The sequence below is a fragment of the Peribacillus sedimenti genome (assembly GCF_046237635.1).
GTDB lineage: Bacteria > Bacillota > Bacilli > Bacillales > DSM-1321 > Peribacillus > Peribacillus sedimenti.
The window spans coordinates 398,488-411,083 of sequence record NZ_CP143547.1 but is presented as its reverse complement, the minus strand read 5'-3'; the positions used below and the strand labels follow the sequence as shown (position 1 = coordinate 411,083).

Here is a 12,596-nt window from a genome sequence, read left to right as displayed (position 1 = left end):
CTGAAGTCCAATAAAGTCCAAAATGTCGTTTATACATATATATCATTAGCCATATAACATCATGCTTTATGTAATATGACTTCATCTAATAATGGTATGATTGGTTTCTGCAACAAAATCAGTCTAATTTTTGCTAAAAAGATAAAATTTGACGCTACAACTTCTGCCCTAATTCCTCACCTCGACTCTTGCTCCACCCCATCTACGTATTTATGTGTTCACATATTTTGCTTCTGATGGTTTTCCTCCATAGGAAAGTTCCCAATGTTTATTTTAAAACAACAAAAAACCAGCCTTCGGCTGGCTTATCATTGCTTGGCGACGTCCTACTCTCACAGGGGGAGAGCCCCCAACTACCATCGGCGCTGAAGAGCTTAACTTCCGTGTTCGGAATGGGAACGGGTGTGACCTCTTCGCCATCGTCACCAAACATATAAAGGAACGTTGTTCCTTCAAAACTAGATAACAGGTAAGGTTTTTGCGTATCAAAACATGATTGTGTCTAGCTGCGAAAGCCAAACCGTACGGCTGTTTCGCTTCTTCTGGGCAAGACTTTAGGTCTTTTCCGCCAGAAGCTCCAACATCCTATCGGTTTAAGCGGGCTTTCTCCGCTTTTCAGTTTGGTTAAGTCCTCGATCTATTAGTATCAGTCAGCTCCACGTGTCACCACGCTTCCACCCCTGACCTATCAACCTGATCATCTTTCAGGGATCTTACCAGCTTGCGCCATGGGAAATCTCATCTTGAGGGGGGCTTCATGCTTAGATGCTTTCAGCACTTATCCCGTCCGCACATAGCTACCCAGCGATGCCTTTGGCAAGACAACTGGTACACCAGCGGTGCGTCCATCCCGGTCCTCTCGTACTAAGGACAGCTCCTCTCAAATTTCCTGCGCCCGCGACGGATAGGGACCGAACTGTCTCACGACGTTCTGAACCCAGCTCGCGTACCGCTTTAATGGGCGAACAGCCCAACCCTTGGGACCGACTACAGCCCCAGGATGCGATGAGCCGACATCGAGGTGCCAAACCTCCCCGTCGATGTGGACTCTTGGGGGAGATAAGCCTGTTATCCCCGGGGTAGCTTTTATCCGTTGAGCGATGGCCCTTCCATGCGGAACCACCGGATCACTAAGCCCGACTTTCGTCCCTGCTCGACTTGTAGGTCTCGCAGTCAAGCTCCCTTGTGCCTTTACACTCTGCGAATGATTTCCAACCATTCTGAGGGAACCTTTGGGCGCCTCCGTTACCTTTTAGGAGGCGACCGCCCCAGTCAAACTGCCCGCCTGACACTGTCTCCCGCCCCGATGAGGGGCGCGGGTTAGAATTTCAATACAGCCAGGGTAGTATCCCACCGACGCCTCCACCGAAGCTTGCGCTCCGGCTTCAAAGGCTCCTACCTATCCTGTACAAGCTGTACCAAAATTCAATATCAGGCTGCAGTAAAGCTCCACGGGGTCTTTCCGTCCTGTCGCGGGTAACCTGCATCTTCACAGGTACTATAATTTCACCGAGTCTCTCGTTGAGACAGTGCCCAGATCGTTACGCCTTTCGTGCGGGTCGGAACTTACCCGACAAGGAATTTCGCTACCTTAGGACCGTTATAGTTACGGCCGCCGTTTACTGGGGCTTCGGTTCAAAGCTTCGCTTACGCTAACCTCTCCCCTTAACCTTCCAGCACCGGGCAGGCGTCAGCCCCTATACTTCGCCTTGCGGCTTCGCAGAGACCTGTGTTTTTGCTAAACAGTCGCCTGGGCCTATTCACTGCGGCTTTTCCGGGCTATTCACCCTAAAAAGCACCCCTTCTCCCGAAGTTACGGGGTCATTTTGCCGAGTTCCTTAACGAGAGTTCTCTCGAACACCTTAGGATTCTCTCCTCGCCTACCTGTGTCGGTTTGCGGTACGGGCACCATTCATCTCGCTAGAGGCTTTTCTTGGCAGTGTGGAATCAGGAACTTCGGTACTATATTTCCCTCGCCATCACAGCTCAGCCTTTGTGGAAACGGGATTTGCCTCGTTTCCGGCCTGACTGCTTGGACGCGCATATCCAACAGCGCGCTTGCCCTATCCTCCTGCGTCCCCCCATCACTCAAACGATGAAGTGGTGGTACAGGAATATCAACCTGTTGTCCATCGCCTACGCCTTTCGGCCTCGGCTTAGGTCCCGACTAACCCTGAGCGGACGAGCCTTCCTCAGGAAACCTTAGGCATTCGGTGGAAGGGATTCTCACCCTTCTTTCGCTACTCATACCGGCATTCTCACTTCTAAGCGCTCCACCAGTCCTTCCGGTCTGGCTTCGACGCCCTTAGAACGCTCTCCTACCACTGACACCATCGGTGTCAATCCGCAGCTTCGGTGATACGTTTAGCCCCGGTACATTTTCGGCGCGGAGTCACTCGACCAGTGAGCTATTACGCACTCTTTAAATGGTGGCTGCTTCTAAGCCAACATCCTGGTTGTCTAAGCAACTCCACATCCTTTTCCACTTAACGTATACTTTGGGACCTTAGCTGGCGGTCTGGGCTGTTTCCCTTTCGACTACGGATCTTATCACTCGCAGTCTGACTCCCAGCGACAAGTCTTTGGCATTCGGAGTTTGACTGAATTCGGTAACCCGATGGGGGCCCCTAGTCCAATCAGTGCTCTACCTCCAAGACTCTTACGCTGAGGCTAGCCCTAAAGCTATTTCGGAGAGAACCAGCTATCTCCAGGTTCGATTGGAATTTCTCCGCTACCCACACCTCATCCCCGCACTTTTCAACGTGCGTGGGTTCGGGCCTCCATTCAGTGTTACCTGAACTTCACCCTGGACATGGGTAGATCACCTGGTTTCGGGTCTACGACCTCATACTCATTCGCCCTGTTCAGACTCGCTTTCGCTGCGGCTCCGTCTCATCAACTTAACCTTGCATGAAATCGTAACTCGCCGGTTCATTCTACAAAAGGCACGCCATCACCCGTTGTCTTAAAAAGACCATAGGGCTCTGACTACTTGTAGGCACACGGTTTCAGGATCTGTTTCACTCCCCTTCCGGGGTGCTTTTCACCTTTCCCTCACGGTACTGGTTCACTATCGGTCACTAGGGAGTATTTAGCCTTGGGAGATGGTCCTCCCTGCTTCCGACGGGATTTCACGTGTCCCGCCGTACTCAGGATCCACTCAGGAGGGAACGAAGTTTCGACTACAGGGTTTTTACCTTCTCTGACGGGCCTTTCCAGGCCTCTTCATCTACCCCGTTCCTTTGTAACTCCATATAGAGTGTCCTACAACCCCAGAAGGCAAGCCTTCTGGTTTGGGCTAATTCCGTTTCGCTCGCCGCTACTCAGGAAATCGCGTTTGCTTTCTCTTCCTCCGGGTACTTAGATGTTTCAGTTCCCCGGGTCTGCCTTCCATACCCTATTTATTCAGGTAAGGATACTGCCCCATTACGGGCAGCGGGTTTCCCCATTCGGAAATCTCCGGATCAAAGCTTACTTACAGCTCCCCGAAGCATATCGGTGTTAGTCCCGTCCTTCATCGGCTCCTAGTGCCAAGGCATCCACCGTGCGCCCTTTCTAACTTAACCATTGCTAATTTGTGATGACCGTCGGCCTTCTTCGTCAGCTTCACTCGCTCACTCCTCACGTATGTGTAATACGCTCCGGTGCTCGCTCGATTGCTTCCTCGAATCCCTCGGTCCTGACAAATTATCAGTTTTTACATCTCGGTGTTTTGAAAATTGACGCAAAAAATTCGCCTTATTACTGTTATCTAGTTTTCAAAGAACAATGTTCATTACCTTATGTCGCGAAAGCGACTTGCCCATCATAACACATTCGTCATGAGAACTGTAAGGTAATTATTGGTTTGAAAGAATTGCTTCTTTCAAAACTGAACAAAACATAAGCGCCTGACGTCTGTATATCCTTAGAAAGGAGGTGATCCAGCCGCACCTTCCGATACGGCTACCTTGTTACGACTTCACCCCAATCATCTGTCCCACCTTAGGCGGCTGGCTCCAAAAGGTTACCTCACCGACTTCGGGTGTTACAAACTCTCGTGGTGTGACGGGCGGTGTGTACAAGGCCCGGGAACGTATTCACCGCGGCATGCTGATCCGCGATTACTAGCGATTCCGGCTTCATGCAGGCGAGTTGCAGCCTGCAATCCGAACTGAGAATGGCTTTATGGGATTGGCTCGGCCTCGCGGCTTCGCTGCCCTTTGTACCATCCATTGTAGCACGTGTGTAGCCCAGGTCATAAGGGGCATGATGATTTGACGTCATCCCCACCTTCCTCCGGTTTGTCACCGGCAGTCACCTTAGAGTGCCCAACTGAATGCTGGCAACTAAGATCAAGGGTTGCGCTCGTTGCGGGACTTAACCCAACATCTCACGACACGAGCTGACGACAACCATGCACCACCTGTCACTCTGTCCCCCGAAGGGGAACGCCCTATCTCTAGGGAAGTCAGAGGATGTCAAGACCTGGTAAGGTTCTTCGCGTTGCTTCGAATTAAACCACATGCTCCACCGCTTGTGCGGGCCCCCGTCAATTCCTTTGAGTTTCAGCCTTGCGGCCGTACTCCCCAGGCGGAGTGCTTAATGCGTTTGCTGCAGCACTAAAGGGCGGAAACCCTCTAACACTTAGCACTCATCGTTTACGGCGTGGACTACCAGGGTATCTAATCCTGTTCGCTCCCCACGCTTTCGCGCCTCAGCGTCAGTTACAGACCAGAGAGTCGCCTTCGCCACTGGTGTTCCTCCACATCTCTACGCATTTCACCGCTACACGTGGAATTCCACTCTCCTCTTCTGCACTCAAGTCCCCCAGTTTCCAATGACCCTCCACGGTTGAGCCGTGGGCTTTCACATCAGACTTAAAGGACCGCCTGCGCGCGCTTTACGCCCAATAATTCCGGACAACGCTTGCCACCTACGTATTACCGCGGCTGCTGGCACGTAGTTAGCCGTGGCTTTCTGGTCAGGTACCGTCAAGGTGCCAGCAGTTACTCTGGCACTTGTTCTTCCCTGACAACAGAGCTTTACGACCCGAAGGCCTTCTTCGCTCACGCGGCGTTGCTCCGTCAGACTTTCGTCCATTGCGGAAGATTCCCTACTGCTGCCTCCCGTAGGAGTCTGGGCCGTGTCTCAGTCCCAGTGTGGCCGATCACCCTCTCAGGTCGGCTACGCATCGTCGCCTTGGTGGGCCATTACCCCACCAACTAGCTAATGCGCCGCGGGCCCATCTGTAAGTGACAGCCGAAACCGTCTTTCCATCTTCCCCCATGCGGGGGAAGAACCTATCCGGTATTAGCTCCGGTTTCCCGAAGTTATCCCAGTCTTACAGGCAGGTTGCCCACGTGTTACTCACCCGTCCGCCGCTGACTTCCGGGAGCAAGCTCCCTTCTGTCCGCTCGACTTGCATGTATTAGGCACGCCGCCAGCGTTCGTCCTGAGCCAGGATCAAACTCTCCGAAGAAATGTCTGACTTGCTCATTTTTGTTTTTTCAGTGTGTACTCACTATTATTTAGACGTCTTATTTCTCCTAGAAGAAATAAGAATCTGGCGCTTGTTTTGTTCAGTTTTCAAAGAGCAATCTCAATGTCGTTTCTCTCAGAAGCGACTTTATTAATATATCACACACAAATCTTTTCGTCAACAAGTTTTTTAATTAATATTTGTTGAAGGTGATTATCTCGTGTGTATTACATATAGTAGCATCCCCACTTTAACAAGTCAACGAGAATCCAGGAAAATAAATATGGAAAATAATTGAAAAAATGTTCAGGGAGTTTGGAGAACGCAGGGGCATTTCGAAGCAAATTTATTGTACTAATATCTTATAAACCAAGTTACTAAAAAGCCCCTTTTGGTTACCTCGAGATAACCAAAAGGGGCTGAGAGCAAAACCAATCATTTATTTAATAGAAATAATGTCTTCCTCTTGAAGGTTTACCGAACCAGACTTCTCAATCTTCACTTCTTGTCCTTCTGTAAGGTTCGTAAAGATAATTGGAGTTATAGTAGATCTGGCATTCCCAGCCACATAATCAAGGTCTACTTTCAATAAAGGCTGTCCCTTCACTACGTTATCCCCTTGAGAAACTAGGCTTTCAAACCCTTTTCCTTCTAATTTGACCGTATCGATTCCAAAGTGAATCAGTATTTCACGGCCGCTGTTAGATTCAATGCCAATGGCATGCTTAGTAGGGAATACATTTACAATTTTTCCATCTACAGGAGAGACCACTGTTCCCTCTGCCGGTACGATTGCAAATCCGTCGCCCATCATTTTTTCAGCAAACACCGGATCTGGCACTTCGCTTAACGGCTTGATTTCTCCTCTAATTGGAGACACTATTGTTTCTTCTGCAATGTTTTCATTACGAAGGGCTTCCGGATTAACAGCCTCGACATTTTTCTGCACTTCTTTTTCCTGTGAGGCTTCGACCGTTCTTGGTTTCTTGCCGGCCATGATATCTTTCATTTGTCCTTTAATTGTCTCGGAGCGCGGTCCAAAGATAGCCTGAATATTATTTCCAACTTCCAGTACTCCGGCAGCACCAAGCTTTTTCAATCTGTCTTTATCTACTTCTTTCACATCATTCACAGATACACGAAGTCGTGTGATACATGCATCAAGATGAGCGATATTTTCCTGGCCACCCATTGCCTGAAGGATATCCCCAGCAAGGCTTCCTCCTTTAGGTGTGTCAGCAGCTTGATCTTCTTCATTATTAACTTCTGCTTCACGGCCAGGTGTCGCTAAGTTGAACTTTCTGATTGCAAAACGGAAACCAAAGTAGTAAATTACCGCAAACACTAAACCTACTGGGATTACCAGCCATGCATTTGTCTGAGGGTTGATCAGCCCAAACAGGATATAGTCAATCAATCCTCCAGAGAAGGTCATACCAATTTTCACGTTCAACAGATGCATGGTCATAAAAGAAAGACCCGCAAAGATCGCATGAATACCAAATAATACAGGTGCTACGAAAAGGAATGAAAATTCAAGTGGTTCTGTAATACCAGTCAGGAAAGAAGTCAATGCAGCTGATGCCATTAGGCCCCCGACAACCTTCTTTCGTTCCGGGCGAGCTTCATGATAGATCGCCAAAGCAGCTGCAGGAAGACCAAACATCATAAATGGGAACTTCCCTGTCATAAATGTTCCGGCGGTTAAATTTTGTACGCCATCTTTAATTTGTGCCATAAAAATGGCCTGGTCCCCTTTAACGACTTCACCGGCTTCATTGGTATAACGACCAAACTCAAACCAGAATGGGGAATAGAAAATATGGTGCAAACCAAAAGGAATTAATGATCTTTCAATTAAACCGAAGATAAATGCTGAAAGAGTAAGGTTCGCTCCAAGCATATTTTCCGAAAAAGTATTCAATCCGTGCTGGATTGGAGGCCATATCACAATCATAATCAACCCAAGGATTACTGCGCTTGCTGCTGTAATGATCGGTACAAACCGCTTTCCGGCAAAGAATCCTAAATAAGAAGGCAATTCAATTTCAAAGAATCTGTTATACATTGCTGCTGCAATAATACCGACGATAATACCGCCGAATACACCGGTCGACAATGTTGGTATACCTAAGACGCTTGTATATTCCATACTGTCCTTTAAATCATTGGCATCGATGCCCAAAACAGTACCCATTGTTACATTCATAATCAGGAATCCGATGATAGCAGCCAATCCGGCAACACCATCTCCACCAGCTAAACCAATTGCTACCCCTACAGCAAATAACAATGCCAGATTTCCGAATATGATACTTCCTGCGTTTTCCATGACAGAAGCGACCATCTCTACGCCGCTATTGTTTAGGAATGGCGCAAGGTCAATCAAAGTCGGATTTTGCAGCGCATTACCAAACGCCAGCAAAATACCTGCAGCAGGCAGGATGGCAACAGGAAGCATCAAGGCTCTACCAACCTTTTGTAAAACGCCAAACAACTTTTTGAACAAGGCAACCAACCTCCAATTTTTTTTAAACTGATGAAGCGTTTACATCAAACAGACAAAATAAAAAGGCATAAGGAAAAAGGACTAAAAATAGGTAGATGGATATAATATACCCACTGTTGACTACTTTTAATTACCCTTCTTCACTTATGCCTGATCGAATCAGTAACACGTAAAGGTTACGGTTATTTACTTTTCTTTTGTAAACGCTGTAAATGCATAGTCAGGTATACGGCCTCTGCATCGTAAACCGGTTTCTGTAATACCTGCTGCATGATCTTAATCAGTTTCCACGAAAGAGTATAGCATACCGGATAGGTTTCTTTCAATAATAAAGATATACTTTCTGGCTCTTCCACCTTCTCACCTGTCAGGATCCGGTCTATAGCAAAGCGCAAATGCCGGACAAGCCGCATATAATCAATGCTGTCTTTATTGATCCTTATGTCCAGCTGTTCCTCGATTACATCCAGCATCCGAGTCACTAACTGGGAGTGCTGATTGATTTCGGCCAGTGCTTTGTTAGTCATGGCACTATGAATATGAAGAGCGATGAAACCTACCTCTCCATCAGGAAGTCCGAATCCTGTTTTTTCTTTTATTATTTCCACGACTTCTCGTGCCACTTCATACTCAAAGGGATAGAGATTGATTGTCTCGACGAGAAAAGGATTCTTAATTTCCAAACCGTTAATCAATCGATTGATTGAAAATATTAAATGGTCTGTTAAACCTACATGGATGTGCTCGTTTAATTGCCCTGTTACCCGCCTGCTAATATGCTGGATTGCTTCAATAATCGCCGTCTGTGTTTCTTCGTCCAGCTGGGGCAGGAGTTTTTTATAATTTTCCTGCTCTTGCTGATTCTTTAGCACGAACATTTTTTCAGCAAGCTCCACGGCAATCTCATCATCTTTTTTTCGGGAGAAACCAATCCCTTTTCCGATGAGAATCACCTCACCATACAAAGGATGATTGGCTATGACCACGTTGTTATTCAGCACTTTTCTTACAATAAAAGCAGACATAGTACATACCTCTTCGTTGGCAGAATTAAATGCTCCACTACAAAATAATATATGGATAATACATGTAAGTAAAGTGGAAGCGATATTTCAGCGATATGAGACCACTAAACCAAAAAAGGGACTCGTTTGACTGAGTCCCTTTTTTTGACCATTTTATTATACCAAAAATATGAAGTATAGGATAAATACTACACACAAGAAGTACATGATAGGATGAATTTCTTTCGCTTTGCCCTTCATGATCATCGTGATTGGGTAAAACACAAAGCCCATTGCGATACCTGTTGCGATACTGTATGTCAGAGGCATTGCCAAGACTGTAAAAAATGCCGGTACTGCTACTTCGAATCTGTCCCACTCAATATTCTTCAATGAAGATACCATTAGTACACCTACTACAATAAGAGCCGGAGCTGTTACGGCCGATGTAACCACTTCAAGAAGCGGGAAGAAGAACAATGATAAGACAAACAGTATGCCTGTCACGATTGCTGCAAAACCTGTACGTGCACCTGCTCCAACACCTGCTGCAGATTCTACGTAAGATGTAGTAGTTGAAGTTCCCAAGATAGCTCCAAACACTATGGAAAGGGAATCTGCAAATAATCCTTTCCCTACTCGAGGGAGCTCATTCCCCTTCATTAATCCTGCTTGTGTGGCAACCCCCACAAGAGTACCCGCTGTATCAAAGAATGCTACAAAAAGGAAAGTTAAAATAACAACTAGAATCTGTCCAGAGAACAATTGACCCGGGTCCGCAAAAGCGTCAAAGGCTGCCCCAAATGTAGGAGCAAGACTTGGTACAGCACCAACAACCTTGGATGGTGCATCAATTAAACCAAAGATCATCCCGGCAATCGCAGTTACTACCATTCCAATAAAAATCCCTGCATGAACGCCTCTAGTCAAAAGAATAACAGTTACAATAATTCCGAAAACAGCCAATAAAGTATTTCCCTTGGTTAAGTCACCAAGACCAACTAAAACAGCATCATTATTCACGATGATTCCAACACTCTGGAAACCGACAAATGTAATAAATAATCCAATCCCGGCACTGACTGCATATTTTAATTCCACGGGAATCGCATTAATTATTTTTTCGCGGATACCTGAGAGAGTCAATAACACAAAGATAATACCTGAAATCAGCACACCAGTCAAAGCAGTCTGCCATGCGATCCCGTATTGCAATACAACTGTATAGGCGAAGAATGCATTCAAGCCCATTCCAGGTGCAAGCGCAATAGGATACCTTGCAATGAGGCCCATTAAAATCGATCCAATGGCGGCAGCTAACGCGGTAGCCACAAACACTGCACCATAATCCATCCTTAATGCATCCGGCAGATCCTTTACGCTGCCTAATGTCAATGTCAGCGGATTGACAATCAGTATATAAGCCATGGATAAAAAGGTTGTTATTCCCCCAATAAATTCCCGGCGGTAATTCGTGCCGAGTTCATCGAACTGAAAATATTTTTGCATTCCTATCCCTCCGCATCGAATAAAATAAGGAAAAGCCCCGTTCCTACCGAACGGAGCTTGACATGATGAATGGACAATAAGGAAGAAATACCATAAAGGGAATCTCCCAAAATGCCAACATCGTAGTCAAGCTGTTAACGGCAGCCTGGTAGAAACTTTTGGGCCATATCCCCAATATTATACGACGAAATTTGATTAAATTATTCATTGATTATATGACTATAGTACCAAATTGGATAGGGATAGTCAATACTAATCACGAATATTTTTTTATTTTTTTAATTTAATGTTCGTATTTATTCCCATTCAATAGTTGCAGGCGGCTTGCTGGTAATGTCATAAACTACCCGGTTTACATGGCTCACTTCGTTAACGATCCTGGTGGAAATAACTTCCAGAACATCCCATGGAATACGAGCCCAATCCGATGTCATTCCATCAATGGATGTCACAGCACGAATCCCGATCGTATAATCATAAGTCCGGGCATCTCCCATAACTCCTACACTTCTGATATCAGGAAGAACTGTGAAGTACTGCCAGATTTCCCGTTCCAGCCCCGCTTTTTTTATTTCTTCTCGAAGAATATAATCCGATTCCCGTACAATTTCTAACTTTTCTTCTGTTATTTCACCAAGAACCCTGATGCCAAGTCCCGGTCCTGGGAACGGCTGTCTCCACACAACCTCATCCGAAATGCCCAGCTCAGTACCAAGAGCGCGCACTTCATCCTTGAACAGTGTATTTAAAGGTTCAATGAGTTTAAACTGCATATCCTCAGGAAGCCCGCCGACGTTGTGATGGGATTTTATGGTTTGGGCAGTCGCTGTACCGCTCTCTATGATATCTGTATATAATGTACCTTGAGCAAGGAAGTCAATGCCCTCAAGCTTTGCAGCCTCGTCATCAAACACATAAATGAATTCATTGCCAATGATCTTTCGCTTTTCCTCCGGGTCTGATACTCCTGCAAGTTTGTTAAGGAAGCGATCTTTCGCATCCACCTTTATAACATTCATATTGAAGCCTTCACTGAATGTTTTCATTACACTGTCAGCTTCACCCTTGCGCAGAAGACCATGATCAACAAAAATGCATGTTAGCTGGTCGCCGATGGCTTTATGGATCAAAACCGCAACAACTGAAGAATCCACTCCGCCGCTCAATGCACATAATACTTTCTTATTCCCTACGGACTGGCGGATTTTTTCCATTTCGATTTCAATGAAGTTTTCCATCGACCAATCACCCTTGCATTCACAGATCCCGAATACAAAGTTTTTTAACATCTCAATTCCATATACAGAATGACGGACCTCCGGGTGGAATTGTACAGCATAAAGACCTCGTGATTCATCGCTCATAGCCGCGATAGGACAGTGCGGGTTTGTACCTGCCACCGTAAACCCTTCTGGCGCTTCTACAACTAAATCTCCGTGGCTCATCCAAACGATTTGCTCTTCAGGGAGATTCTTGAAAAGTAAAGAGTTACTTTGTACAGTTAAAGCGGCTTTTCCGTATTCACGGTTTTTGGCAGGCTCTACTCTGCCTCCAAAATGCTTGGTCATTAACTGCATCCCATAGCAAATCCCCAAAATAGGAAGTCCCATTTCGAATATGCGCTCATCACATCCAAACGCGGAAGCATCATAAACGCTGTTCGGCCCGCCTGAAAAAATAATTCCAGATGGATTCATCTCTTTGATTTCCTCGGCAGTAATAGTATGCGGATGCAATTCACTGTAAACCCCGAACTCACGGATCCTCCGCGTAATTAGCTGATTATACTGACTTCCAAAGTCAAGAACAACAATCATTTCCTGGTGTTGCAACTCTTGTTTCCCCGGCACTGCGGTCACCTCAATCATATATTCACCCGCTCCAAAAGTAGAGCGGGAGTTGGATAAAACTATTATTTGTCTTAATTGGCTGATTAACACAAAAAAAACTAGAACCCTGCTTCAATATAAAAGCAGAATCCTAGTTGGTAAACCAAATAAACCCTGCCTTCATAGTCAGACCATTTACGGTAGTCCGGTAGATACTTTCGATCCATATTATCGAGGATATATGAAGGTGAAATGCAAATTTTTATTATGGATGTAATTGCGAA

At 46.1% G+C, this 12,596-nt stretch carries 4 protein-coding genes, 3 rRNA genes and 2 riboswitches; all 7 genes read right to left on the bottom strand.

The genetic code is table 11. From position 1 onward, the window contains the following. Positions 1-313: 313 nt before the first annotated feature. The 7 genes from rrf to guaA all read right to left on the bottom strand — a co-directional run bounded on the left by rrf (position 314) and on the right by guaA (position 12,351). Positions 314-430, bottom strand: a 5S ribosomal RNA gene (gene rrf / locus V1500_RS02210). A 190-nt stretch (positions 431-620) separates the two neighbouring features. Further along, positions 621-3,566, bottom strand: a 23S ribosomal RNA gene (locus tag V1500_RS02205). 345 nt (positions 3,567-3,911) lie between these two features. After that, positions 3,912-5,461 (bottom strand): 16S ribosomal RNA (locus tag V1500_RS02200). The 16S, 23S and 5S rRNA genes sit together here, the layout of an rRNA operon. 439 nt (positions 5,462-5,900) lie before the next feature. Next, a complete protein-coding gene (gene ptsG / locus V1500_RS02195) occupies positions 5,901-7,970 on the bottom strand; it encodes a glucose-specific PTS transporter subunit IIBC (RefSeq protein WP_409304009.1) in 2,070 nt (689 codons plus the stop codon). Between the two features lie 182 nt (positions 7,971-8,152). Then, the gene (glcT, locus tag V1500_RS02190; RefSeq protein WP_409304008.1) at positions 8,153-8,995 is read right to left on the bottom strand and encodes a glucose PTS transporter transcription antiterminator GlcT; all 843 of its coding nucleotides are present in this window, start codon (positions 8,993-8,995) and stop codon (positions 8,153-8,155) included. 156 nt (positions 8,996-9,151) lie between these two features. Further along, a complete protein-coding gene (locus V1500_RS02185) occupies positions 9,152-10,483 on the bottom strand; it encodes an NCS2 family permease (RefSeq protein WP_409304007.1) in 1,332 nt (443 codons plus the stop codon). 103 nt (positions 10,484-10,586) lie between these two features. Then, positions 10,587-10,688: riboswitch (purine riboswitch) on the bottom strand. 91 nt (positions 10,689-10,779) lie between these two features. Beyond that, a complete protein-coding gene (gene guaA, locus V1500_RS02180) occupies positions 10,780-12,351 on the bottom strand; it encodes a glutamine-hydrolyzing GMP synthase (protein WP_409304006.1) in 1,572 nt (523 codons plus the stop codon). A 124-nt stretch (positions 12,352-12,475) separates the two neighbouring features. Continuing rightward, positions 12,476-12,577: riboswitch (purine riboswitch) on the bottom strand. Between the last annotated feature and the right edge of the window lie 19 nt (positions 12,578-12,596).

Excerpts from the sequence above, each read along its gene's own strand:
- V1500_RS02185 (WP_409304007.1), bottom strand. The coding sequence starts at position 10,483 with ATGCAAAAATATTTTCAGTTCGATGAACTCGGCACGAATTACCGCCGG.
- glcT (WP_409304008.1), bottom strand. The coding sequence starts at position 8,995 with ATGTCTGCTTTTATTGTAAGAAAAGTGCTGAATAACAACGTGGTCATA.
- guaA (WP_409304006.1), bottom strand. The coding sequence starts at position 12,351 with ATGATTGAGGTGACCGCAGTGCCGGGGAAACAAGAGTTGCAACACCAG.